The sequence below is a fragment of the Stenotrophomonas sp. LMG 10879 genome (genome assembly GCF_002750935.1).
GTDB classification, from domain to species: Bacteria; Pseudomonadota; Gammaproteobacteria; order Xanthomonadales; family Xanthomonadaceae; genus Stenotrophomonas; species Stenotrophomonas lactitubi_B.
The window spans coordinates 106,384-131,508 of sequence record NZ_PEJT01000013.1 but is presented as its reverse complement, the minus strand read 5'-3'; the positions used below and the strand labels follow the sequence as shown (position 1 = coordinate 131,508).

The following is a 25,125-nucleotide window of genomic DNA, read 5'->3' as shown; positions in this document are numbered from 1 at the left end:
GGTAGTCTGTCCGGATACCCCGGGGGGATGATGCTTGTGTCGGGTCTGCGTAGGGCAATGCAGGGGGAACTGCTGAGCCTGGCCTTGGCCCTGCTGGCCGGGACGGCGCATGCTGCGCCGGTTCTACAGTTGGGGCGTTGGGCAGCGAAGTGGGGCAACTCGCGATGACGCAGGATCATGCGCCTGGCCGTGTGGGCCGTGTGGGCCGTGTGGGCCGGCAGGTGGCCGGGCCGGCGCCGACGGTGTCCGGCCGTGCGTCCGGCGTGCAGCCGCGTGTCGTCTGTCGTCGACGGGTGCAGAGTGCGTTGCAGAGGGTGTTGGGGGCTTCCGGTTTCCGCCGCGTCGTTGCGCATGCGCAGCCGTGGTTGGATGAATTGAAACAAAGGTCGACGCGCGTGCGGATGGAAGTGGAATGAAGTTGCTCGGCTCCGGGATGCAGGCCCGATTCCTGCTGGCGATGGGCGGGGCGATGCTGGTGGTGGTGGCGATCCTGGCCGTGCTGCTGGGGCGGCAGGCGGCGATGCAGGGCGAGGTGAGGTCGCTCAGCAACGGCGTCATCCACGAACTGTTCGACCGCAGCGTGCGCAGTCGTGGCGAGGCCATGGTGCGCGAGCTGTCCGATGCGCTTGCCGGTCCGCTTCACAAGAACGATCTGGACCAGGTCGGGGCGTTGGTGCGCAGCATTTCGCGGCAGCCGGTGGTGCGCTATGTACTGGTGTTCGACGACCGTGGACGGTTGGTCCACGACGGCTCGGCCGGGGTGCCCGATGCCGGACGGCCGATGGCCGATCCGCTGGCCGCCGGGGCGATCGCCGCGCAGTCGCTGGTGGTGCAGCAGTCGCCCACGGTGCTCGACAACGCGATGCCGATCAGGATGGGCAAGCAGCGCATCGGTGGTGTCCGCGTCGGCATGGCCCTGGACGAAGTGCTGCAGCGTGAGCAGGCAGCCAATGCGACCCTCGGTGAGCGGCTGCAGCAGATGGGAAGCCGGCATCTGGGCTGGCTGCTGCTGATGCTGGGCCTGCTGGTGGTGATCGGCGTGGTGGTGATCCTGTACGTGCAGCGCACGCTGGTGGCGCCGATCCGCGAGCTGGCCGCGGCCGCCCGGCGCATCGAGGCGGGTGACTACCAGGCGCCGCTGCGCGAAAACACCCGCGACGACGAGGTGGGTGAACTGGTGCGTGGCTTTGCCCGCATGCGTGATGCGATTGCCCGCCATGACCGCGAAGTGCGGCGCATGGCCTACACCGACGCGTTGACCGGGCTCACCAACCGGCTGGCATTCCGCGAGGCGCTGGACCACCGGTTGATGGCCGCACGTGCGTCCAATCACCGGCTGGGCCTGCTGTTCGCCGATATCGATGATTTCAAGCGGGTCAATGACACGCTGGGCCATGAGGCCGGCGACGAGGCGTTGCTGCAGTTTGCCCAGCGCATCGGCCGTGCCGTGACCGAGGCGGGCGGCGACGACGCGGTGCTGGCGCGGTTCGGCGGCGATGAATTCGTGATCCTGGTTGGCGATGGCGATGTCGCGGCCAATGCGCGGTTGCTGGCCGAAGTGCTGGTGCGCGAGCTGGGCAAGCCGCTGGTGGTGCAGGGCAGGGAGCTGTTCCTGGGCACTTCGATCGGCGTGACCCTGTTCCCCGACGATGCCGCCGATGCCACGACGCTGCTGAAGAACGGCGACATCGCCATGTACCAGGCGAAGATGGCCGGCAAGAACTGCTATCGCTATTACAGCCGGGCCATGGATCACGCGGTCGAGCGCCGCGTGCACATGGAACAGGAGCTGCGCGGTGCCTGGGAGCGCGGCGAGCTGCGGTTGGCCTACCAGCCGATCTTCCGCATGCGCGACCGTCGCATGGTCGGCGTGGAAGTGCTGCTGCGCTGGCAGCACCCGACGCTGGGCACGATCCCGCCATCGGTGTTCATCGAGGTGGCCGAGCAGAGTGGCCTGATCGAGATCATCGGCCCGAAGGTGCTGCGTGCCGCCTGCATGGAAGCCGTGCAGTGGCCGCGGGGCGTGGCCGGTGACGAGCTGTTCGTTTCGGTCAATGTGTCGCCACGGCAGTTGCGCGGCGGTGAGCTGCCGGCGTTGGTCGCGCAGTGCCTGCAGGAGTCGGGTCTACCGGCCTCGCGCCTGCACCTGGAGCTGACCGAGACGGCGGTGATCGGCGATGAGATGCTGGCCGCACAGCTGCTGGATCGCCTGCACCGGGCGGGGGTGAAGGTGTGGCTGGACGACTTCGGTACCGGCTTCTCCGGTCTCAGCCACCTGCGGCAGGTGCCGGTGGACGGGGTCAAGATCGACAAGAGCTTCGTCGCCGACATGCAGCGCGACCCGGACGATCTGGCCCTGACCACGGCGATCATCGCCATGGCCCATGCCCTGGGCATCACGGTGGTGGCCGAGGGTATCGAGCAGGAGGCGCAGTTCGAGCTGCTGGCCCAGCGTGGTTGCGACCTCGGTCAGGGCTATCGCTTGAGCCACCCGGTCACTGCCACCGAGGTGGTGCGGATGATCGAATCGGGCGCGTGACAGTAGATCCACGCCATGCGTGGATGGGCGTTCCTGGCAGAAGCATCCACGCATGGCGTGGATCTACTGTCAGACCGGGCGCTTGCTCGGGTCGCCGGGCAGCTCGCGGACCAGCTTCGGCACCAGATAGCCGGACAGCCGCGCAGTAAGGCCGGCAATCAGGGCCTTGGCCTGGACGTCGTCCACTTCGAAATGGGCCACGCCCTCGACCCGATCCAGCTGGTGCAGGTAATAGGGCAGCACGCCGGCGGCGAAGCTGCGCTCGCTCAGGTCCTGCAGCGCCTGCACGCTGTCGTTGACTCCGCGCAGCAGCACGGCCTGGTTCAGCAGCTGCGCGCCGATGCCGCGCAGGCGGGCCATCGCGGTATCGACGCTGGCATCGAATTCATTGGCGTGGTTGGCGTGGACCACGATCGCCAGTGGCCATGGCAGGCTGCCCAGCCAGGCCAGCAGCTCGTCATCGACCCGCTCGGGCAGCACGATCGGCAGGCGCGTATGGATGCGCAGCCGGCGGATATGCGCGATGCCGCGCAGCGCATCGGTCAGCTCGGCCAGCTTGTGGGTGGCCAGTGACAGCGGGTCGCCGCCGGACAGGATCACCTCATCGATGTCCGGGTCTGCAGCGATGGCCTGCACTGCCTCCTGCCATCCCCCCTTGGCGGCATTTTCGGCGCCATAGTCGAAATGCCGGCGGAAACAGTAGCGGCAGTTGATCGCGCAGCTGCCGGTGGCCACCAGCAGGGCGCGACCGCGGTACTTCTGGATGACCCCGGTGGCCTTCTTTGCTGCACCGTCGCCCACCGCATCGAAGCTGAACCCGGGGGCCGGGCGCATCTCGGCATCGATCGGCAGCACCTGCCGCAGCAGCGGATCGTGGGCATCGCCACGGCGCATGCGCGCGACGAAACCCTCCGGCACGCGCAGCGCGAACTGGGCGATGGCCGCCTCCGATACACCCAGTGCCGTGGCATCCAGATCCAGCCGGGCCAGCAGCGCCTGCGGGTCGCGCAGGGCCTGCCGCCACAGCTGCTGCCAGCGCGCGGGCGCCGCTGGCGACTGGGTCCGGGGGAAGGCGGAAAGCTGCATGGAGAGGGGGCCTGCGGTTATCATGGACACATAAACAGTTGCCCGCCGGGGTTCCGGTGGGCTTTCCATTCTATCCGGCTCGCCGCACGCGCGGCGGTTTCGCCATTTGAGGAGCTTGAGCATGGCCACTGCGGGCATGAACGATGTCAAGAACGGGATGAAGATCCTGGTCAACAATGAACCGGCCGTCATCTCCGAGACCGAGTTCATCAAGCCGGGCAAGGGCCAGGCCTTCACCCGCGTGCGCTATCGCTTCATCAAGTCGGGCCGCACGGTCGAAATGACCATGAAGGCGACCGACGACGTGGAAGTGGCCGATGTGGTCGATACCAACATGGACTACATGTACAGCGACGGCGAGTACTGGCACTTCATGGACCCGGAAACCTTCGAGCAGGTGCAGGCCGACAAGGCCGGCATGGGCGGCGCCGAGAAGTGGCTGAAGGGCGAAGAGTCCTGCATCGTCACCCTGTTCAATGGCTCCCCGATCTTCGTGCAGCCGCCGAACTTCGTCGAACTGAAGATCACCGAGACCGACCCGGGCGTCCGTGGCGACACCTCGGGCGGCGGCGGCAAGCCGGCCACCCTGGAAACCGGTGCCGTGGTGCGCGTGCCGCTGTTCGTCAACCAGGATGAAATCATCAAGGTCGACACCCGTTCGGGCGAGTACTCCTCACGCGTGAAGTAATCCGGGTACGCGCCGGCGCATTCGCGCTGGCGCTCCCACGATCCGCCATGCGGATCGTGGGCCCCCGCTCACCAGCACCCACACCCCGCCGCTTCGCGGCCGCCCCTGACTCAGGGGCTTGCCTTCCAGAAGCCCAGCGGTAGCCGTTTGACCGGTGATCAGTCGCCAGGTCGGAGCCAAGGCTACGTACGGTCCTTCCCCCATAGCCAGTGAGCCCGCATGAGCGATAGCCCGCACCTCCCCGAAGCCTGCGATCTGCTGATCGAAGCCGGTTATGTCGTTCCGATCGAGCCGCATGCGGTGGTGCTGGAAGACCATGCCGTCGCCGTGCGTGGCAGTGAGATCGTGGCCATCCTGCCGCGTGCCGAAGCGCGTGCGCGCTTCCGCGCCACCCAGGTGGTCAGCCGCCCCGAAGCGGCGCTGATGCCGGGCCTGGTCAACGCACATACGCACAACCCGATGACCCTGCTGCGCGGCGTCGCCGACGACCTGCCGCTGATGACCTGGCTGCAGCAGCACATCTGGCCGGTGGAAGCGGCGGTGATCGGCCCCGAGTTCGTGGCCGACGGCACCACCCTGGCCATCGCCGAGATGCTGCGTGGCGGCACCACCTGCGCCAACGAGAACTATTTCTTCGGTGACGTCCAGGCCGCCGTCTACAAGAAGCACGGCTTCCGCGCGCTGGTCGGCGCGGTGATCATCGATTTCCCCACCGCCTGGGCCAAGACCGACGACGAGTACTTCGCCAAGGCCGGTGAACTGCATGACCAGTGGCGCACCGACCCGCTGATCGGCACCGCGTTCGCGCCGCATGCGCCGTACACCGTCAACGATTCCAATTTCGAGCGGGTGCGGATGCTGTCCGACCAGCTCGACATGCAGGTGCACCTGCATACCCATGAAACCGCGCAGGAAATCACCGATTCGATCAAGCTGCACGGCCAGCGTCCGCTGGCGCGGCTGGATCGCCTCGGCCTGGTCAACGACCGCCTGATCGCGGTGCACATGACCCAGCTGACCGAGGCCGAGATCCACCTGTGCGCCGAGCGCGGCGTCAGCGTGGTGCATTGCCCGGAATCGAACCTGAAACTGGCCTCCGGTTTCTGCCCGGCCTGCGCCCTGCAGCGCGCCGGCGTGAACCTGGCCATCGGCACCGACGGCTGCGCCAGCAACAACGACCTGGACATGTTCAGCGAGAACCGCACCGCGGCGATCCTGGCCAAGGCCGTGGCCGACGACGCCACCGCGCTGGACGCGGCGACCACGTTGCGCGCGTCCACGCTGGGTGGCGCCCGCGCGCTGGGCTTCGGCGAGCGCATCGGCTCGATCGAGGTCGGCAAACAGGCCGACCTGGTCTGCGTCGACCTGTCCGCGCTGGAGACCCAGCCGCTGCACAATGTGCTGTCGCAGCTGGTGTACGCCACCGGCCGCCAGCAGGTCAGCGACGTCTGGATCGCCGGCAAGCCCAAGCTGGTGCAGCGTGAGCTGGTCGGCATGGACCTGCCGGGCATCATCGCCAACGCGCGCCAGTGGCGCGAGCGCATCCGTCATATCCGCGCCTGAGTACAGGCGCCGCAAGGACAACCGTCATGACTGCCCCCCACGCTTCTTCCAATTTCGATCAGGCCGAGCTGGACAAGTTCGCCGCGCTGGCCAACCGCTGGTGGGACGCCGATGGCCCGCAGAAGCCGCTGCACGCACTGAATCCGGTGCGCCTGCAGTACGTTGCCGACCGCGCGCCGCTGCGTGGTGCGCGCGTGCTCGACATCGGTTGTGGTGGCGGGCTGCTGAGTGAAGCGCTGGCCCAGGCCGGTGCCGAGGTGACCGCCATCGACCTGGCGCCGGAGCTGGTCAAGGTCGCGCGCCTGCACGCACTGGAAAGTGGTGTCAGCGTCGACTACCGGGTGCAGGCCGCCGAAGACCTTGCCGCCGAACAGCCGGGCAGCTTCGACGTGGTGACCTGCATGGAAATGCTCGAGCACGTGCCCGATCCGGGCGCGATCATCGAGGCCTGCAACCGTCTGCTGAAGCCGGGCGGCCATCTGTTCCTGTCCACCATCAACCGCACCGCTGCGGCCTTTGCCGTGGCCATCGTCGGTGCCGAGTACGTGGCGCGGCTGCTGCCCAAGGGCACCCACCACTACCAGGAATTCATCAAGCCGGCCGAGCTGGCGCGCTGGCTGCGCGAGGCCGATCTGCAGCTGGCCGATGTCAGCGGCATGGCCTACGAGCCGTGGCGCAACCGCGCCCGCCTGAGCAGCCGTACCGACATCAATTACCTGGCCCACGCGGTCAAGGCGCCGTGACCGCCGCAGCATTTCCGCGTGCGGTGCTGTTCGACCTGGACGGCACCCTGCTGGACAGCGCAGCGGATTTCGTCGCCACGCTTGACGTGATGCTGGCCGAGCGTGGCCGCGCACCGATCGATCCGGCGCAGTTGCGTCCGGTGGTGTCGAAGGGCTCGCGGGCGATGGTGTCGGCCGCGTTTCCAGAACTGGAAGCGGCCGCGCGCGATGCGCTGATTCCGGAATTCCTGCAGCGCTACGAAGCCTCGATCGGCCAGCACGCCGTGTTGTTCGGTGGCGTCGCCGGCATGCTCGATGCGCTGGACGCGGCCGGTACGGTGTGGGGCATCGTCACCAACAAGCCCGAGTACCTGGCGCGGCTGATCGTGCCGCAGTACGGCTGGCAGCAGCGTTGCGCGGTGCTGGTTGGTGGTGACACCCTGGCCGAGCGCAAGCCGCATCCGTTGCCGCTGCTGCACGCCGCGCAGCTGATCGGCATCGCAGCGGAAGACTGCGTGTATGTCGGCGACGATGAGCGCGACATCATCGCCGCGCGTGCCGCCGGCATGCCGTCGGTGGCGGCACTGTGGGGCTACCGCCTGCACAGCGATGACCCGTTGGCCTGGCAGGCCGATGTGCTGGTCGAGAACGCCGAACTCCTGCAACTGGCCAGCCTCTGGCCGACCCGGCCGGCGACCCCGGCCCAGCCGTAAGGAACAACGTAGTGAGCAGTACCGCGCTGGACAGTTTCCTCGACAAGTGGCGCAGCCGCTGGCCGGAATGGTCGGTGGCTGAGCCGTTCGTGGCCGAACCGCAGCGCCCTGTGGCGCTGGCGTGGTTCGCGCTGCTGCAGGAATTCGACGACATGCTCAACACCACTGGCGACCCGCTGCCGGCCGACGCCAAGCTGGCCTGGTGGGGCGAGGAACTGCGCAGCTGGGCCGCGCAGCGTTCGCGGCATCCGCTGGGACGCGTGCTGGAGCCGGTGCGGGCACCGTGGGCGCAGCTGGCCGAGGCGCTGCCGGATCTGGTCGAGGCGCGCATTGTCGCGCTGGACGCTGCCGCTGCCGAGCGCGCACTGGGCAACTATGCCGAAGCAGTGGCTGCGGTCGAAGCGGTGGTGTTTGCCGACACGCCGCGCAAGGGCGCCGGCCGTGCAGTGCTGCTGCAGACCCTGGCCCAGCGCCTGCAGGACGCTGGCGTGGCCGGCGTGCCGCGCAGCCTGCTGGACGAGGACGCCGGCAATGCCGCACAGCGTTGGGCGCAGCAGCTGCTGAAAGGGTGGGGCGCCCGTGTGCCCGGTCCGCGCGCGCGCCGCGTGTGGTCGAGCCTGGCGCGTGCCCGCCTGGCGGCGCAGGCCGCCGGCAAGCCGATTGAAGCGACGCCAGTGCGCACGTTGCTGCGTGTATGGTGGGCCGCGCGCGCCTGAACGATTGGCCGCTGCGCTCGCCGGGCATGGCCCGGCGCCACCGCGCATGGTTGATTGCATGCTGTCTGTAGCGCCGAGCCTATGCTCGGCTATTCATGGCCAACTGCAGCCGAGCGTGGGCTCGGCTCTACGGCAGCGGCCCACCACCGTAACGGGCGATGGGCGTTACTTCCGTTCCAACACCAGCAGCGGGTCGATGCGGGTATCGAACCAGTTCATGCCCCAGTGCAGATGCGGGCCGGTAGCGCGACCGGTGGCGCCGACGGCGGCGATCACCTGGCCCTGTTCGACGCGATCACCGACCTTCACGTCGATGCGCGACAGGTGCAGGAAGTTCGAGCTGACGCCGAAGCCATGGTCGAGCAGCAAGGTACCGCCGGTCAGATACAGATCCGGGCCTGCGAAGGTGACGATACCCGCAGCCGGTGCTTTCACCGGGGTACCGGTCGGCACCGCGATGTCCATGCCGGAGTGACCGGCACCGGGCTGGCCGTTGTACACACGCGCATTGCCGAAGCGGCCGCTGATGCGACCCTGCACCGGCCAGATGAAGGTCTGGGTGAAATCGGTGCGGTTGTCGTCCCGCGCGCGCGCCGCGGTGACCTGCGCCTGCTCGCGCTTGATCCGCTCGGCGATGGCCGGCGGCGGATTGACCGTCTTAGGCGGTACGCCGTTGACCCGCTCGGTCGGCCAGTCGCGCGGCGTCACCGTGATGGCGGCCGTCTCGCTGCTGCCATCCGGCCGGCGGATCTGCACCTGCAGCGGTCCCTTCTCATCGCGACCGATGCCGAACACCACGCTGCCGTAGCTGCTCACGCGCAGGTCGCGGCCTGCGTAGCGCACGCTGCTGCCTGCGGGAACCTTGCCGATCACCAGCGCGCCCTGCGACGCGCTGGCCGGGAACACCACGCGGCTGTCGATCAGGTCGCCGATGCCGTCCTGCGCCTGTGCCGACGGTGCGGGGAACAGGGGCGCCGCCAGCAGCAGCGCCCCGAACATGAGTGCCGAACGCATCAGCGGTCGTAGGTCATGCGCTGGCCGGCGGGCTGACCCACCAGCTTGCTACCGTCCCACACCAGCTGGCCGTTGACCCAGGTGGAGGCGATGCGCGATTGGAACGTGGTGCCTTCGAACGGCGACCAGCCGCACTTGGACAGCACGTCCTCGCGCTTGACCGTGAACGGCACGTCTTCCACCAGCACCAGGTCGGCGAAGTAGCCTTCGCGCAGGAAGCCACGCTCTTCCACGTCGAACAACTGGGCGGGAGCATGGGCGAATTTCTGCACCACCTGCTCGCGGGTCAGTTTGCCTTCGTGCACGCGTTCCAGCGCGGCGACCAGCGCGTACTGCACCAGCGGCAGGCCGGACGGCGCCTGCGCATAGGGCTTCTGCTTCTCTTCCCAGGTATGCGGGGCGTGGTCGGTGGCCAGGACATCCAGTACGTCGTCAGCCAACGCGGCGGTGATCGCCTCGCGATCGGCCACGTCCTTGATCGCCGGGTTGCACTTGATCAGGTTGCCCTTGGTGGCGTAGTCCGGGCGGGCGAAGTGCAGGAAGTGCACGCAGGTCTCGGCGGTGATCTGCTTGCGGCTGCCGTCGGCGCGGATCAGCGGGCCCTTCTCGAACAGCGCCAGTTCGTCGGCGGTGGAAATGTGCAGCACGTGCAGGCGGGTGCCGTGCTTGCGCGCCAGCGACATGGCCAGCCGCGTCGACTTGATGCAGGCTTCACGCGATCGGATGTCCGGGTGCATCTCCGGGGTCAGTGCGTCGCCGTACTTTTCCTGGAAGGCCTTCAGGTTGGCATCGATCATCGGCGTGTCTTCGCAGTGCGTGATGATCGGGGTCGGGCACTCGCGGAAGATCGCATCCAGGGTTTCCGGGTTGTCGACCAGCATGTTGCCGGTGGATGCACCCATGAACACCTTCACGCCCGGCGCCTTCTTCGGGTCGAGCGCGCGGATGGCCTCCAGGTTGTCGTTGCTGGCCCCGTGGTAGAACCCGTAGTTGGCCCAGGCACGGCCGCGCGCCAGCTCGTACTTGGCTTCAAGAATGGTCGAGTCGAGTGTCGGCGGGTTGGTGTTGGGCATGTCCATGAAGCTGGTCAGGCCGCCGGCCACGGCCGCAGCCGACTCGCTGGCGATGTCACCCTTGTGGGTCAGGCCCGGTTCGCGGAAATGCACCTGGTCGTCGATCATCCCGGGCAGCAGCCAGCGCCCGGCCGCATCCACCACCTGTTCGCCATCACGCGGGGTCAACCCCTTGCCGATCTGCGCGATGCGGTCGTTCTCGATGCGCAGGTCGCCTTCGAAGGTGCGGCCTTCGTTGACCAGGCGGGCGTTGGTGATGAGCGTGGAGGACATGTCAGTGTTTTCCTGTGCAACGGCAAGAAGGGGCGTTGGGAGATTCGGGCACTGGATCGAAGCCGCCGGGATGGAACGGATGGCAGCGGCCCAGCCGTCGCGCCGCCAGCCAGCTGCCGCGCAGCGGGCCGTGCCGGGAGATGGCGTCCATGGCGTATTCAGAGCAGCTCGGCACGAAACGGCAGCGAGGCCCCAGCAGCGGGCTGATGAAGCGCTTGTAGAAGCGCAGCAGGGCGATGAGCAGGCGCGAGATCACTCAGTCATCTTAAGCCAGTTGGCATGAAGGCCGCATTTGTGCAGGATGGGCCGTTGGTCGCATGTCGTAGATGGCCTGCGACCGCTATCGGCACCCCTCCAGGTGCCGGACAGGTTCCGTACCGCGCAAGGCGGTCCGTGTTCGTCGGACCGCACCTTGGACCCGTTGACTCCTGGACTGAATGGAGCGGGCCCCCAAGGTTGCTGCTGCGGGTCGGGTAGGCTATAAAGGCCCGCTTTCCCGGGCCCCGGGGAATCCAAGGAAGAGCGTTTCGTGGCTGCTAAAAAAACTGCAAAGAAGGCCGTCAAGGCCGCCAAGAAAACCGCCAAGCCTGTTGTGAAGAAGTTGGCGGCCAAGCCCGTTGCCAAGAAGCCGGCCAGCAAGCCGGTGACCAAGGCGGCATCCTCACAACCGGCGGCCAGGAAGGCCACCGCAAAGAAAGCGCCGGCCAAGTCCGGCAAGCCGGCAGTGGCGAAGAAACCCGCTGCGCCGGTCAAGGCCAAACCTGTCGTTGCCAGCAAGAAGGCACCGGCGGTGAAGAAGGTTGCCAGCAAGGCTGCGCCGGTGAAGAAGGCCGCTGCCAAGCCGGCGCCGAAGAAGGCAGCAGCCAAGCCGGCGCCGAAGGCGGTGGTGAAGAAGGTTGCCGCCGCGCCTGCTGCGAAGCCGGCAGCCAAGAAGGTGGCGCCTGCCAAGCCGGCACCTGCCGCCAAGGCTGCCAAGAATGTCGCCGCGCCGGCTGCCAAGCCGACGCCGGCCCCTGTAGTGAAGTCCGCACCGAAGCCAGCTGCGAAGCCGGCCCCGGCCAAGTCTGTCCCGGCCAAGACCGCGGCAGTGGCAGCAGCCAAACCGGCCTCCAAGCCGGCCCCGGCCGCCGCTTCTGCAGCATCGACCGCCCCGCAATCCAAGAATCCCGTGCCCGTTTCGAAATCGCCTGCTAAAACCGCCGTGAAATCCGATTCCGCTCCGAAGACCGTGACCCGCCCCGTGGGCAAGGTCGCTGTGGCCGTCGCCGCCCGTTCGTCGGCACCTGCGCCGCGCAGCAAGTACAAGGTCGTCGAATACAAGACCGACGAGGCCACTGGCCGCCCGATCCTGCCGGCAGGCTACAAGCCGGCCTCGGACGAGGAGTACATGAGCCCGCTGCAGCAGGAGTACTTCCGCCAGCGCCTGCAGAACTGGCGCGCCGATCTGGTGGAAGAGTCCAAGCAGACCATCGAGAACCTGCGTGAGGAAGTGCGTGACATCGGCGATGAAGCCGAGCGCGCGACCCGCGAGACCGAGAACTCGCTGGAACTGCGCACCCGTGACCGTTACCGCAAGCTGATCGGCAAGATCGACAGCACCCTCAAGCGCCTGGAAGCGGGCGATTACGGGTACTGCGTGGACACCGGTGAAGAAATCGGCCTGGAGCGCCTCGAAGCGCGCCTGACCGCCGAGCGCACCATCGACGCCCAGGAGCGTTGGGAGCACCTGCAGAAGCAGCAGGGCGACTGATTCCGGTTCGTTGTGATGTCATGCGAAAAGCCCGGCTTCGGCCGGGTTTTTTGTTGGGATCGAGTTGGCTGTGTAGAGCAGCGCCTTGGTTGTTCCGTGAGCGAGCCGGCGGGTCACCCGGGCCAGGACACGCCGTAAACCCATCCTGGGGGCTCGGTCGCGCCATCCATGGCGCGAACGGTCCTGGCCCGGGTGACCCACCCGCTCCAGAGGGTTCCCGAGTGCGGCCGCTGTAGAGCCGAGCCCACGCTCGGCTCAGGTCGAAGCCGTGGGGCAGGGAAGAGCAAGAGCAAGAGCAAGAGCAAGAGCAAGAGCAAGAGCAGCCAAGCATGGCTTGGCTCTACCAGGAGCGGTCATGCGTGCGCTCGCGGCTGTTGGGTCCGCCTTGTAGCGAGCCGAGCACCGCAGGGGAATCAGGGGCGAAGAGGCGCCGCTGTTTGAGCGCAGCGAGTTCGGCGCCGTCCCCTGATTCACCGAGGAGCGCAGGGCACCGGTGCGCAGCGCCGGCTCGCGGATGGCGGCGCGTTTCTTTGGTTACTTTCTTGATGGCGCACATCCATGTGCGCCACCCTGCGGGCCGGCTATGCCGTTCCGCGCTGCTCCTGCAGCACGGTGCGCGCGCAAAGAAAGTGACACCCCGCCGCGGTCGCGGAAAAGGGCCGCCGGGCATGGCCCGGCGCTACCAGTGCGTCGGCGCACGTAAACCCGCTGTCGCGGAAACGACGAGCCGACGCTACTGCAGATCGCGCAGATTCAATTTCCGCAGCGTCGGGTTCTTCCACGCGGTGATCCCGGCCACGCTCAGCACCGCGAACCCGCCCAGTACCACTGCCGGTACCAGCCCCAGCACCTTGGCCATCGTGCCGGCATAGAACGCGCCCAGTTCGTTGGACGAGCTGATGAAGATGCCGTTGATCGACGACACCCGGCCGCGCATCTCTTCCGGCGTGGCCAGCTGCAGGATGGTGGAGCGGATCACCACCGACACGCCGTCGAAGGCGCCGTAGAACAGCAGGATCAACGCCGACAGCCAGAAGTGCTGGGACAGGCCGAAGCCGATCACGCACAGGCCGAAGCCGGCCACCGCGAACAGCAGCACGCGACCGGCGTTGCGGTGCAGGGGGTGGCGCGCCAGCCACAGGCCGACGCACACCGAACCCAGTGCCGGGGCCGCGCGCAGGATGCCCAGGCCCTCCGGGCCGTGGTGCAGGATCTCGTGCAGGAACGCCGGCAGCATCGCCACTACGCCGCCCAGCAGTACCGAGAACATGTCCAGCGCCATGGCACCGACCATGATCCGGTTGCCAACCACGAAGCGCGCGCCTTCGGCGATGCTCTTGAAGATCGGGGCGGCAGGGCCGGCATGCACCGGTTCTTCCACTTTCAGCGTGGCCAGGCAGCCCATCGCGACCAGCGCGAAGGCCGTGGCGACCGCGTAGGACAAGCCCTTGCCACCGACGCCGACCAGCACGCCACCCAGTGCCGGGCCGGCGATCATGCCGCTCTGGAACACCACGGCGCCGAGGCCGGCGCCACGGGCGAAATGTTCACGTGGCAGCACGCGGGCGAACAGGGCGTTGTAGATCGGTGACAGGAAGGCGCGGACCATGCCGGTCAGGGCGATGGCTGCATAGATCGGCCACACGCCTTCAACCGGCAGCCAGCCCTTGGCCACGCTGGTCAGCACCAGCGCGGTGGCGATCAGTCCGGAACAGGCGACCATGCCCAGCTTGCGGCGCGGCAGATGATCCACCAGATAACCGGCGAACGGCGCCACGCAGAAGAAAGGCAGCACCTCGGCCAGGCCGATCAGGCCCAGCGAGAACGGATTGCGGGTGACTTCGTAGATGTGCCAACCGACGGTGACCGCGACTACCTGGTAGGACAGCATCGCGAAGATGCGGTACGCCAGCAGCCGGGCGAAACCGGGCCGGGACAGCAGGCCCAGCGCGGTGTCTTCGGCCGTGGCAGGTTCGCTCACGATGGATCGCGCTGCAGCTGGGCCTGCGCGGTCTCACGGATGAAGGCCAGCATCGCCGCCACGCCGTTGCTGCGGGTCGGCGACAGGTGGCGGGACAGGCCGATATCCTGGATATAGCTGGGTTCGGTGGCCAGGATCTCCTGCGCGGTGCGCCCGGAGTACACGCGCAGCGCCAGGAAGATCAGGCCGGAGACGATGGCCGAATCACTGATGGCGTGGAAACGCAGCGACTGCGCATTGCCTTCCGGCACGATCCAGACCATCGACTGGCAACCGAGCAGGCGGTGCTCTTCGGTCTTCCATGCTTCCGGGAAGGCGGGCAGCTTGCGGCCGAGGTCGATCAGGTACTGGTAGCGCTCGGACCAATCGCCGAAGAAACCGAATTCCTCGGCGATGGCCGTCTGTGCCTCGGCGGCAGTGGGTTCAAGCGGGAATGGGGAGTCGATCACAACAGTCTCTACAGTGGGAGCGTGGCCGGCGGGCCGGCCACGGGGCAGGGCAGGTCAGCCGCGCTTGCGCGACCAGCGCACGCCCTGCGGGGTGTCTTCCAGCACGATGCCTTCGGCGGCCAGCTGGTCGCGGATGGCGTCGGAACGGGCGAAGTCGCGCGCCTGCTTGGCTGCCGCACGTTCGTCGATCAGGCCCTGGATGCGCGCGTCGTCGTCGCTGTCGCCAGCGGCGTTGCCGAACCACTGCGCCGGATCGGCCTGCAGCAGGCCGAGCGCGAGGCCGGCGCCCAGCAGTTCGCCCTTCAAGCGTGCGCGTTCGGCCGGATCGGTGGCGCGGCGTGCTTCACCGGCGATACGGGCCACTTCGGCCAGCGCCTGCGGGGTGTTGAGATCGTCGTCCAGGGTCGCCTCGACGGTGGCCGGGATCATTGCGCTGGCCTCGACCGATGCCAGCTCGCGCAGGGTGCCGTACAGGCGATCCAGCGTGCGCACCGATTGCTCGATCAGGCCATCGGACCAGTCCAGCGGCTGCCGGTAGTGGGCCGACAGCAGGGCCAGGCGCAGTGCCTCCGGCGGATGCTGGCGCACCAGGTCATGCACGCGCTCGATGTTGCCGAGCGACTTGCTCATCTTGGCGCCGCCGAAGTTGAGCATGCCGTTGTGCAGCCAGAAGCGGGCGAAGATCCTGCCGCCGTGGGCGCATTCGCTCTGCGCCAACTCGTTCTCGTGATGCGGGAACTGCAGGTCGACACCGCCGGCATGGATGTCGATGGTCTCGCCCAGGTGGGCGGCGGCCATTGCCGAGCACTCGATGTGCCAGCCCGGACGGCCGCGGCCCCAGGGCGATTCCCAGCCGGGCAGGTCGTCGCTGGACGGCTTCCACAGCACGAAATCGCCCGGGTCGCGCTTGTACGGGGCCACGTCGACACGGGCACCGGCCAGCATCTCGTCCGGGTCGCGGCGCGAGAGCTTGCCGTAGCCGTCGAAGCTGGCCACCGCGAACAGCACATGGCCTTCGGCGGCGTAGGCATGCCCGCTGCTGACCAGCTGCTCGATCATGGTGATGATCTGCGGAATGTGCGCGGTCACTTCCGGCTCGATGTCCGGCGGTGCCACGCCCAGCGCGGCCATGTCTTCACGGTAGGCGGCGGCGAAGCGGTCGGTGATGGTGCTGATCGGCACGCCCTGCTCGCGCGCGGCGGTGTTGATCTTGTCGTCCACGTCGGTGATGTTGCGGGCGTAGCGCAGGCCACCGAAGCGCCGCCGCAGCAGGTCGGCCAGCACCCCGAACACCACCGGCCCGCGGGCGTTGCCGATGTGCACGTAGTTGTAGACCGTCGGGCCGCACACATACAGGGTCGGACAGGCCGGGTCGAGCGGGGTGAACGGTTCGAGCTGGCGAGTCAGGTTGTTGTGCAGGCGCAGGGTCATGGGTCTGTGACTGGGGGACAAGCCTGTGATTTTAGAACGTGTCGGGGCCCTTTGGGGGGCCGTTGCCACCGGTGGACGTCAGCGGCGGCCCGGGTGGGGTGGGCAGGAACGGCGCGGACGGGTAATGTTCAGCCCCTTGCGGTCACCACTGCCTACACTATTGCCGTGTCCCTGCTCCTTTCGCCAATGAAAACCACCGCGTTGCTGACCCTGGCCTGCCTGTCGGCGCTGCCCGCCGTGGTCCTGGCCCAGGAAGCCGAGCCCCGCAACCGGGTGGTGATCGTGGAGAACGTGAAGTTCGACTACGCCCAGGTGCTCAACGTGGAGCCGGTGTTCCAGACCCTGCGCGCGACCCGCACCGAGGAGCACTGCGAGCCGGTCTCGACCCGCACCCTGGCCCCGGTCAATGTCACTGGCGAGGAGCCGGTCGAGGACAAGGGCCGCATCGGCCGCCTGTGGGATTCGGTGCGCTCGATGTTCAAGCGCAGCGATGAGGAGGTGCTGGAGGAGCTTCCGGCGGAAACCCCCGCGCCGGCGCCGGCCAACACGGGCCCGATGCTGACCCGGGACTGTCGTATCGTCCCTGTCGGGCGCGAGTTCCGCCGTCCCATCGCCTATGACGTGGACTACGTCTACAAGGGCACCAAGTACCGTTCACGGCTGCCGGAAGACCCTGGCAACCGGCTGAAGATCCGGGTTTCGATCACCCCCTGGGTGGGCCCGGAGCAGGCTGCCGCCGGCACCCCCTGATTCTGCGACGCCGGCCTCTTGCGCCGGCCCCGGCCGCATGTAAAGATTGCCGACCAATGAAGCTCACCGACTTCCAGCACGACAGCAGCGCCGCCCGCCAGGCCACTGGCATGACGTCGCGTGCCCGTCGACCGGAACCCCACATTCTCGCTGGGTAATCCGGAGCTTTCTGCTGTTCGTCCGAAAAAAACCCAGCCCGCCGGCTGGGTTTTTTCGTTTCCGCGTTCTGAAAGCTTCATCTGCAACCTTTTCGTACCACCCTGGTTCCCGGTTTTCCCTTCCACCTTCCACCGCGTCGACCACCGGCGCCGCTCATGCAAGGAATGATGATGTCCCCCAAGCACTTCCTGAACACCCAGGACTGGAGCCGCAGCGAACTTGACGCGCTGCTGACCCAGGCTGCGCTGTTCAAGCGCAACAAGCTCGGCGACCAGCTCAAGGGCAAGTCGATCGCGCTGGTGTTCTTCAATCCGTCCATGCGCACCCGCACCAGTTTCGAGCTGGGCGCGTTCCAGCTCGGTGCCCACGCAGTGGTGCTGCAGCCGGGCAAGGATGCATGGCCGATCGAGTTCAACCTCGGCACGGTGATGGACGGCGATACCGAAGAGCACATCGCTGAAGTGGCCAAGGTGCTCGGCCGTTACTGCGACATCATCGCCGTGCGCGCGTTCCCCAAGTTCGTCGACTGGGCCTACGACCGCCAGGACGTCGTGCTCGAGAGTTTCGCCAGATACTCGCCGGTGCCGGTGATCAACATGGAGACCATCACCCATCCGTGCCAGGAACTGGCGCACGTGATGGCCCTGCAGGAGCATTTCGGTACTCAGGACCTGCGCGGCAAGAAGTACGTGCTGACCTGGACCTACCACCCCAAGCCGCTGAACACCGCGGTGGCCAACTCGGCGCTGACCATCGCCACCCGCATGGGCATGGACGTGACGCTGCTGTGCCCGACCGCCGACTACATCCTCGACGAGCGCTACATGGGCTGGGCCGAGCAGAACGTGGCCGAGAGCGGCGGTTCGCTGAAGATCAGCCATGACATCGACAGCGCCTATGCCGGTGCCGACGTGGTCTATGCCAAGAGCTGGGGCGCGCTGCCGTTCTTCGGCAACTGGGAACCGGAGAAGCCGATCCGCGACCAGTTCAAGCACTTCATCGTCGACGAACGGAAGATGGCGCTGACCAACAACGGTGTGTTCAGCCACTGCCTGCCGCTGCGCCGCAACGTGAAGGCGACTGACGGCGTGATGGATTCGCCGCAGTGCATCGCCATCAACGAGGCCGAGAATCGCCTGCATGTGCAGAAGGCGATCATGGCCGCTGTTGCCGGCCGCTGATTCTTTTCGATTCGAACATTTCCGCCGGGCATGGCCCGGCGCTACCAGGACATACCCCCATGAGCAACAAAGACGTCGTTCTCGCTTTCTCCGGCGGCCTTGATACCAGCTTCTGCGTGCCGTACCTGCAGGAGCGCGGCTACAACGTGCATACCGTGTTCGCCGATACCGGCGGCGTGGATGACGAAGAGCGCGATTTCATCGAGAAGCGTGCCGCCGAGCTGGGTGTCACCAGCCACCAGACCGTCGATGGCGGTCCGGCCATCTGGTCCGGCTTCGTCAAGCCGTTCGTGTGGGCCGGCGAGGGCTACCAGGGCCAGTACCCGCTGCTGGTGTCGGACCGTTACCTGATCGTCGATGCCGCGCTCAAGCGCGCCGCCGAACTGGGCACCAACATCATCGCCCACGGCTGCACCGGCATGGGCAACGACCAGGTGCGTTTCGACCTGGCAGTGAAGGCGCTGGGTGACTACCAGATCATCGCGCCGATCCGCGAGATCCAGAAGGAACACACCCAGACCCGCGCCTACGAGCAGAAGTACCTGGAAGAGCGTGGCTTCGGCGTGCGCGCCAAGCAGCAGGCCTACACCATCAACGAGAACCTGCTGGGCCTGACCATGTCCGGCGGCGAGATCGACCGTTGGGAAGCACCGGGCGAGGGCGCCCGTGGCTGGTGCGCACCGCGCATCGAATGGCCGGAAGCACCGCTGACCGTCACCCTGAAGTTTGTCGAAGGCGAAGCCGTCGAGCTCAACGGCAAGGCACTGCCGGGCGAGCAGATCCTGGCCCAGCTCAACAAGCTGTTCGCTCCGTACGGCGTCGGCCGTGGCGTGTACACCGGCGACACCGTGATCGGCCTCAAGGGTCGCATCGTGTTCGAGGCGCCGGGCCTGGTCTCGCTGCTGGCCGCGCACCGCGCGCTGGAAGATGCGGTGCTGACCAAGCAGCAGAACCGCTTCAAGCCGGACGTGGCGCGCAAGTGGGTGGAGCTGGTGTACGAAGGCTTCTACCACGACCCGCTGAAGACCGACATCGAAGCCTTCCTGAAGTCCTCGCAGGCCAAGGTCAACGGCGAAGTGGTGCTGGAAACCCGTGGTGGTCGCGTCGACGCCGTTGCGGTGAAGTCGCCGCACCTGCTCAACACCAAGGGCGCCACGTATGCGCAGTCGGCGGACTGGGGCGTAGAGGAGGCCGAAGGCTTCATCAAGCTGTTCGGCATGAGCTCGACGTTGTATGCGCAGGTCAACCGCGGCTGAGCCGCGATCGACCTGCCCGCGCATTCCTCCTTAACCCCGCGCCGTTGGCGCGCCCCCTTCAACAAGAAGGGGGCTCTCCTCCAGACGCGTTCCGGTAGCGCCGGGCCATGCCCGGCGGAAATCCACAGGATTGTTGATTCATGCTTGAACAGACGCTCGATCACCTGCAGGCGCTGGTGTCCTTCGACACCCGCAACCCGCCGCGTGCGATCACCACCGGTGGCATCTTCGATTACCTGCGCGACAACCTGCCCGGGTTCAATGTCGAGGTGATCGACCACGGCGCCGGCGCGGTCAGCCTGTATGCCGTGCGCGGTACGCCGAAGTACCTGTTCAACGTGCATCTGGACACCGTGCCGGACTCGCCGCACTGGAGTGCCGACCCGCACGTGATGCGCCGCCTGGACGACCGCGTGGTCGGCCTCGGCGTGTGTGACATCAAGGGCGCGGCCGCGGCGCTGGTGGCGGCGGCCAACGCCAGTGATGGCGATGCCGCGTTCCTGTTCTCCAGCGATGAAGAAGCCAACGATCCGCGCTGCATCGCGGCGTTCCTGGCCCGGGGCATCAAGTACGAAGCGGTGCTGGTGGCCGAGCCGACCATGAGCGAAGCGGTGCTCGCGCACCGTGGCATCAGCTCGGTGCTGATGCAGTTCGCCGGCCGTGCCGGCCATGCGTCGGGCAAGCAGGATGCCGCCGCCAGCGCGCTGCACCAGGCGATGCGCTGGGGCAACCGCGCGCTGGACCACGTCGAATCGCTGGCTTCGGCACGCTTTGGTGGACTGACCGGCCTGCGCTTCAACATCGGGCGCGTGGAAGGTGGCATCAAGGCCAACATGATCGCGCCGGCGGCGGAAGTGCGCTTTGGCTTCCGGCCGCTGCCGTCGATGGATATCGATGCGCTGCTGGCGACCTTTGCCGGTTTCGCCGAACCGGAAGCGGCGGTGTTCACTGAAACCTTCCGTGGCCCGAGCCTGCCGGCCGGTGACATCGCCGAAGCCGAGAACCGCCGCCTGCTGGCGCGCGACGTGGCCGATGCGCTGGACCTGCCGATCGGCAACGCGGTGGACTTCTGGACCGAGGCGTCGCTGTTCTCGGCCGCTGGCTACACCACGCTGGTGTTCGGCCCGGGCGACATCGCCCAGGCCCATACCGCCGACGAGTTCGTGACGCTGGAGCAGCTGCAGCGCTACGCCGACGCCGTACACCGGATCATCGCCGCCGGCGCCTGATCGACCTACAACGCCGCTGCGCTTCTGCGCGGCGGAACTGCAACGCGGCGACCGCCGCCTGTGACGAAACCGAAATGTCTCCTGCCCTCCAGCCCCACCGCCAGACCCGCCAGACCATCGTGCGCCTGCTCTCGAGCATGGCCAGCGCGAAGGAGATCAGCCAGTACCTCAAGCGCTTCTCGCAGCTGGACGCCAAGCGCTTCGCCGTGGTCAAGGTCGGCGGCGCGGTGCTGCGCGACGATCTCGACGCGCTGACCTCCTCGCTGTCGTTCCTGCAGGAGGTCGGCCTGACCCCGATCGTGCTGCATGGCGCCGGCCCGCAGCTGGATGCGGAACTGGCGGCCGCCGGCATTGAAAAGCAGACGGTCAACGGCCTGCGGGTGACCTCGCCGGAAGCGCTGGCGATCGTGCGCCGGGTGTTCCAGCAATCCAACCTGCGCCTGGTCGAAGCCCTGCAGCAGAACGGCGCGCGCGCCACGTCCATCACTGGTGGCGTGTTCGAGGCGGAGTACCTGGCCCTGGATACCTACGGCCTGGTCGGCGAGGTGAAGAAGGTCAACCTGGCACCGATCGAAGCCAGCCTGCGTGCCGGCTCGATCCCGGTCATCACCAGTCTTGGTGAGACCGCCGGCGGGCAGATCCTCAACGTCAATGCCGACTTCGCCGCCAACGAACTTGTGCAGGAACTGCAGCCGTACAAGATCATCTTCCTGACCGGCACCGGCGGCCTGCTGGACGAAGAGGGCAGCGTGATCGATTCGATCAACCTGTCCACCGAGTACGACCACCTGATCGCACAACCGTGGATCCACGGTGGCATGAAGGTGAAGATCGAACAGATCAAATCGCTGCTGGATCGCCTGCCGCTGGAATCGTCGGTGTCGATCACCCGGCCCGCCGACCTGGCCAAGGAACTGTTCACCCACAAGGGCTCGGGCACGCTGGTGCGCAAGGGCGAGAAGGTGCTGCGTGCAACCGCCTGGAGCGAGCTGGACCTGCCGCGCCTGAAGGGCCTGATCGAATCCAGTTTCGGTCGTACTCTGGTGGCGGACTATTTCCAGAAGACCACGCTGCTGCGCGCCTATGTCAGCGAGAACTACCGCACGGCGGTGATCCTCACCGATGAGGCCGAGGGCGTGTACCTGGACAAGTTCGCCGTGCTCGACGACGCGCAGGGCGAAGGCCTTGGCCGCGCCGTCTGGAACGTGATGCGCGAGGAAACCCCGCAGCTGTTCTGGCGCTCGCGCAACGGCAATCCGATCAACCATTTCTACTATGCCGAATCCGATGGCTGCTACAAGCAGGGCCATTGGAAGGTGTTCTGGTACGGTGCCGATGGCATCGACCGGATCAGGACCTATGTCGACCACTGCGCCGTGCGCGCACCGAGCCTGGAGGGCTGAGCGCGATGAACCACGCCGACTGGACCCGGGTACCCACGCTGACCGGCACGCATGCGCGGCTGGAACCGCTGCAGATGAGCCATATCGATGGCCTGCGCGGTGCGTTGGGTGACGGCGCGTTGTCGAAGCTCTGGTACACCCAGGTGCCCGATGCGAAGACCATGACCGGCTACGTGCAGGCCGCGCTGCAGGCGCAGGCCGAAGGCAAGGTGCTGCCGTTCGTGGTGTTCGATGCCAATGACCAGATCGTCGGCACCACCCGCTACTACGACCTGCAGGCAGACGTGCCGCGGCTCAGCATCGGCTACACCTGGTACGGCGAGTCGGTGCAGCGCACCGGGGTCAACACCGAAACCAAGCTGATGCTGCTCGGCCATGCCTTCGAGCGCTTGGAATGCCTGAGCGTGGTGTTTGAAACCAGCTGGTTCAACTTCACCTCGCGTACCGCGATCGCACGCCTGGGCGCCAAGCAGGATGGCGTGCTGCGCAATCACCGTCGTCATCCCGACGGCACGCCACGCGACACCGTCATCTTCTCCATCATCGACGCGGAATGGCAGGGCGTGAAACGCCACCTGCAGCACCGCCTCGACTCGCACGCATGAGCACGTACGCATGAGCACTTCCTCCTCGTTCACCGTCGGCATCGTCGGCGCCCGCGGCCATACCGGCGCCGAGCTGATCCGGCTGGTGGCCGCACATCCGAACCTGCAACTGGGCTTCGTGTCGTCGCGCGAACTGGCCGGGCAGCGCGTGTCCGACCACTACCCGCAGTGGCAGGGTGAACTGCAGTTCGAAAATCTCGACGCCGATGCCGTGGCCGCCAAGGGCGTGGATGCGGTGATCCTGGCCCTGCCCAACGGCCTGGCCGCTCCGTTCGTGGCGGCGCTGGAAACGGCGAAGCCGGACACGGTGATCGTCGACCTGTCGGCCGACTACCGTTTCGACACTACCTGGTACTACGGCTTGCCCGAGCTTACCCGCAGCCGTTACCGCGGGCAGAAGCACATCAGCAATCCCGGCTGCTACGCCACCGCGATGCAGCTGGCGATCCATCCGCTGCGGGAACTGCTGGCCGGACCGCCACAGTGCTTCGGCGTGTCTGGCTACTCCGGTGCCGGCACCTCGCCGTCGGACAAGAACAATGTCGAGCTGCTGGCCGACAACCTGATGCCGTACGCGCTGACCAACCACGTGCACGAACGTGAGGTGTCCGTGCAGCTCGGCGTGGCCGTCGAGTTCATGCCGCACGTTGCGCCGCATTTCCGTGGCATCACCCTCACCGCCAACCTGTGGTTGAACCGGGTGCAGACCCGCGAGCAGATCGTCGAGCGCTTCCAGCAGGCCTATGCCGGTGAAGCACTCATCGAGGTCGTGGACGAGGCGCCGTGGGTGAGCCGCATCGCGGGCCGCCATGGCGCCCAGGTCGGCGGCTTCACGCTGGCCCCGGGCGGCAAGCGGGTGGTGGTGGTGGCGACCCTGGACAACCTGCTCAAGGGCGCGGCCACCCAGGCCATGCAGAACCTCAATCTCGCGCTGGGCATCGACGAACTGACGTCGATCCCGCACTGAAACCGTACAGGAGCCCCCATGGCAGACCTTCTTTGGCAGAAGCCCGGCGTCGCTGTCGATGCCCAGATCCAGACCTTCCTCGCCGGCGACGACGTGATCCTCGACCGCGAATTCTTCCTGCATGACATCGCCGCCAGCGCCGCGCACGCGCAGGGCCTGCAGCACATCGGCATCCTCAGCGCCGATGAACTCGCTGGCCTGCTGCGCGAACTGGAGGTGCTGGCGCAGGACTTCCGCGAAGGCCGCTTCGTGCTGGATACGCAGTATGAAGATGGCCATTCGGCCATCGAGGCACGGTTGACCGAGCGCCTGGGTGATGCAGGCCGCAAGATCCATACCGGCCGTAGCCGCAACGACCAGATCCTGGTCGCGACCCGGTTGTGGTTGAAGGAGAAGCTGCAGCGCGTCGCGCAGGTGAGTGCCGAAGTGGCCAAGGTGGCGCTCGACCGTGCGCAGGCCGAGCAGCATCTGCCGATTCCCGGTTACACCCACATCCAGCGTGCCGTGGTGTCGTCGGCCGGCATGTGGTGGGCTGGGTGGGCCGAGGCTTTCATCGACAACGCTGTGCGTGCCCGCGATACCCATGCACTGGTTGATGCCAATCCGCTCGGCACCGCCGCCGGTTACGGCGTGAACCTGCCGCTGGACCGCGAGCACACCACCCGCGCGCTCGGCTTTGCGCGCATGCAGATCTCGCCGATCTACGCGCAGCTGTCGCGTGGCAAGTTCGAACTGGCCGCACTGGAAGCGCTGGGTGGCGCGACCCTGGACCTGCGCCGCATCGCCTGGGACCTGTCGCTGTTCACCAGCGCCGAATTCGGTTTCGTGGCGCTGCCGGCGCAGTACACCACCGGCAGTTCGATCATGCCCAACAAGCGCAATCCGGACGTGATCGAGCTGATGCGGGCGACCCATGCCAGCGTCGCCGCTGCACGTACCGAGATCGAGCAGCTGCTGTCGCTGCCGTCGGGTTACCACCGCGATCTGCAGTCGTCCAAGGGCGCGATCTTCCACGGCTTCGGTCGTGGCCTGGCCGCGCTGGAGCTGCTGCCGGCGCTGCTGGCCAACCTGGAATGGCGCGATGACAAGCTGCGTGCGGCGATCGATTCGGGCATGTACGCCACCGACGTAGCGGTGGAAGCCGCGGTCGCCGGCGTGCCGTTCCGCGAGGCCTACAAGGCCGCTGCTGCCGGCGCCGACAGCGCAGGGCAGGGGCGTACGCCGGAAGGCAGCCTGGCGGCGCGGGTATCGCCGGGTTCGGCGTCGGACCTGCGCCTGGATGAACTGCGCGCGCGCTGGCAGGCGCTGTCCTGATGGCCGGCACCGTCTACCTGGTGCTGGCGATGCGCCAGCCCGGCTTCACCGACGCCGTGGTGCAACCGCACCGCGACTTTCTTGATGCGCTGCAGGCCGAGGGCAAGCTGCAGCTGACCGGCGGCTTTGCCGATGGCAGTGGCGGCGCCTATGTGCTGTGCAACGTCGACAGCCTGGCGCAGGCACAGGCCATCGTCGCCACCGATCCGCTGGTGACGATGCAGGCATCGGCGCTGAGTGTCCACGAATGGAATACCCGCTGA

At 67.1% G+C, this 25,125-nt stretch carries 23 protein-coding genes; 16 read left to right on the top strand and 7 right to left on the bottom strand.

Translation table 11 applies throughout. From position 1 onward, the window contains the following. The first annotated feature begins 412 nt into the window (after positions 1-412). Entirely contained in the window at positions 413-2,539 is a 2,127-nt protein-coding gene (locus tag CR919_RS18260) for a GGDEF domain-containing protein (protein WP_099821217.1), read from the top strand. A gap of 69 nt (positions 2,540-2,608) precedes the next feature. Here CR919_RS18260 and epmB read toward each other — a convergent pair whose 3' ends face one another. Further along, on the bottom strand, positions 2,609-3,649 hold the full coding sequence (epmB, locus tag CR919_RS18255; RefSeq protein WP_099821216.1) for an EF-P beta-lysylation protein EpmB: 1,041 nt from the start codon (positions 3,647-3,649) through the stop codon (positions 2,609-2,611). A 97-nt stretch (positions 3,650-3,746) separates the two neighbouring features. Between epmB and efp the strand changes: the two genes are divergently transcribed. The 5 genes from efp (at position 3,747) to CR919_RS18225 (ending at position 8,027) form a co-directional block, all read left to right on the top strand. Beyond that, the gene (gene efp, locus CR919_RS18250; protein WP_006379771.1) at positions 3,747-4,313 is read left to right on the top strand and encodes an elongation factor P; all 567 of its coding nucleotides are present in this window, start codon (positions 3,747-3,749) and stop codon (positions 4,311-4,313) included. A 219-nt stretch (positions 4,314-4,532) separates the two neighbouring features. Next, complete coding sequence (locus CR919_RS18240; RefSeq protein WP_099821214.1) at positions 4,533-5,876, top strand: TRZ/ATZ family hydrolase; 1,344 nt, start codon at positions 4,533-4,535, stop codon at positions 5,874-5,876. 26 nt (positions 5,877-5,902) lie between these two features. After that, entirely contained in the window at positions 5,903-6,619 is a 717-nt protein-coding gene (gene ubiG, locus CR919_RS18235) for a bifunctional 2-polyprenyl-6-hydroxyphenol methylase/3-demethylubiquinol 3-O-methyltransferase UbiG (RefSeq protein WP_099821213.1), read from the top strand. Further along, positions 6,616-7,311, top strand: coding sequence for a phosphoglycolate phosphatase (locus CR919_RS18230; RefSeq protein WP_099821212.1), 696 nt, complete (start codon positions 6,616-6,618; stop codon positions 7,309-7,311). Before ubiG ends, CR919_RS18230 begins: the two co-directional genes overlap by 4 nt. A gap of 11 nt (positions 7,312-7,322) precedes the next feature. Then, positions 7,323-8,027 carry a phytoene/squalene synthase family protein gene (locus CR919_RS18225; RefSeq protein ID WP_099821211.1) on the top strand — a complete coding sequence of 235 codons (705 nt, stop codon included), beginning with the start codon at positions 7,323-7,325 and terminating at the stop codon, positions 8,025-8,027. A gap of 165 nt (positions 8,028-8,192) precedes the next feature. Here CR919_RS18225 and CR919_RS18220 read toward each other — a convergent pair whose 3' ends face one another. The 3 genes from CR919_RS18220 to yidD are packed head-to-tail and all read right to left on the bottom strand — an operon-like array spanning position 8,193 to position 10,643. Then, on the bottom strand, positions 8,193-9,041 hold the full coding sequence (locus tag CR919_RS18220; RefSeq protein WP_099821210.1) for a M23 family metallopeptidase: 849 nt from the start codon (positions 9,039-9,041) through the stop codon (positions 8,193-8,195). Next, on the bottom strand, positions 9,041-10,387 hold the full coding sequence (locus CR919_RS18215) for a dihydroorotase (RefSeq protein ID WP_099821209.1): 1,347 nt from the start codon (positions 10,385-10,387) through the stop codon (positions 9,041-9,043). The genes CR919_RS18220 and CR919_RS18215 overlap by 1 nt, the downstream gene beginning before the upstream one ends. 1 nt (position 10,388) lies before the next feature. Next, on the bottom strand, positions 10,389-10,643 hold the full coding sequence (gene yidD, locus CR919_RS18210) for a membrane protein insertion efficiency factor YidD (protein WP_014037867.1): 255 nt from the start codon (positions 10,641-10,643) through the stop codon (positions 10,389-10,391). Between the two features lie 273 nt (positions 10,644-10,916). Here yidD and dksA point away from each other — a divergent pair, with 273 nt between their 5' ends. After that, positions 10,917-12,137 carry an RNA polymerase-binding protein DksA gene (gene dksA, locus CR919_RS18205; RefSeq protein WP_099821208.1) on the top strand — a complete coding sequence of 407 codons (1,221 nt, stop codon included), beginning with the start codon at positions 10,917-10,919 and terminating at the stop codon, positions 12,135-12,137. 733 nt (positions 12,138-12,870) lie between these two features. On the opposite strand, the gene CR919_RS18200 is transcribed toward dksA, so the two are convergent. The 3 genes from CR919_RS18200 to cysS are packed head-to-tail and all read right to left on the bottom strand — an operon-like array spanning position 12,871 to position 15,998. Beyond that, positions 12,871-14,118: an MFS transporter gene (locus tag CR919_RS18200; protein WP_099821207.1), complete on the bottom strand. Its 1,248-nt coding sequence runs from the start codon at positions 14,116-14,118 to the stop codon at positions 12,871-12,873. Next, entirely contained in the window at positions 14,115-14,567 is a 453-nt protein-coding gene (locus tag CR919_RS18195) for a SufE family protein (protein WP_099821206.1), read from the bottom strand. Before CR919_RS18195 ends, CR919_RS18200 begins: the two co-directional genes overlap by 4 nt. Positions 14,568-14,621: 54 nt before the next feature. Next, positions 14,622-15,998, bottom strand: a complete 1,377-nt coding sequence (gene cysS, locus CR919_RS18190; protein ID WP_099821205.1) for a cysteine--tRNA ligase — start codon at positions 15,996-15,998, stop codon at positions 14,622-14,624. A gap of 186 nt (positions 15,999-16,184) precedes the next feature. On the opposite strand from cysS, the gene CR919_RS18185 reads away from it, so the two are divergent. The 9 genes from CR919_RS18185 (at position 16,185) to CR919_RS18145 (ending at position 25,125) form a co-directional block, all read left to right on the top strand. Then, positions 16,185-16,748 carry a hypothetical protein gene (locus CR919_RS18185; protein WP_099821204.1) on the top strand — a complete coding sequence of 188 codons (564 nt, stop codon included), beginning with the start codon at positions 16,185-16,187 and terminating at the stop codon, positions 16,746-16,748. 329 nt (positions 16,749-17,077) lie between these two features. Then, positions 17,078-18,088, top strand: coding sequence for an N-acetylornithine carbamoyltransferase (locus CR919_RS18180; RefSeq protein WP_025876421.1), 1,011 nt, complete (start codon positions 17,078-17,080; stop codon positions 18,086-18,088). A gap of 59 nt (positions 18,089-18,147) precedes the next feature. After that, positions 18,148-19,344: an argininosuccinate synthase gene (locus CR919_RS18175; protein ID WP_099821203.1), complete on the top strand. Its 1,197-nt coding sequence runs from the start codon at positions 18,148-18,150 to the stop codon at positions 19,342-19,344. 140 nt (positions 19,345-19,484) lie between these two features. Beyond that, positions 19,485-20,573 carry an acetylornithine deacetylase gene (locus CR919_RS18170; RefSeq protein WP_099821202.1) on the top strand — a complete coding sequence of 363 codons (1,089 nt, stop codon included), beginning with the start codon at positions 19,485-19,487 and terminating at the stop codon, positions 20,571-20,573. A 74-nt stretch (positions 20,574-20,647) separates the two neighbouring features. Continuing rightward, entirely contained in the window at positions 20,648-21,976 is a 1,329-nt protein-coding gene (locus CR919_RS18165) for an acetylglutamate kinase (protein ID WP_099821201.1), read from the top strand. Between the two features lie 5 nt (positions 21,977-21,981). Next, on the top strand, positions 21,982-22,581 hold the full coding sequence (locus tag CR919_RS18160; protein ID WP_099821200.1) for a GNAT family protein: 600 nt from the start codon (positions 21,982-21,984) through the stop codon (positions 22,579-22,581). 10 nt (positions 22,582-22,591) lie between these two features. Beyond that, positions 22,592-23,548, top strand: a complete 957-nt coding sequence (gene argC / locus CR919_RS18155; RefSeq protein ID WP_099821199.1) for an N-acetyl-gamma-glutamyl-phosphate reductase — start codon at positions 22,592-22,594, stop codon at positions 23,546-23,548. A gap of 18 nt (positions 23,549-23,566) precedes the next feature. Then, complete coding sequence (gene argH, locus CR919_RS18150; RefSeq protein ID WP_099821198.1) at positions 23,567-24,862, top strand: argininosuccinate lyase; 1,296 nt, start codon at positions 23,567-23,569, stop codon at positions 24,860-24,862. Further along, a complete protein-coding gene (locus CR919_RS18145) occupies positions 24,862-25,125 on the top strand; it encodes a YciI family protein (RefSeq protein WP_089236219.1) in 264 nt (87 codons plus the stop codon). The genes argH and CR919_RS18145 overlap by 1 nt, the downstream gene beginning before the upstream one ends.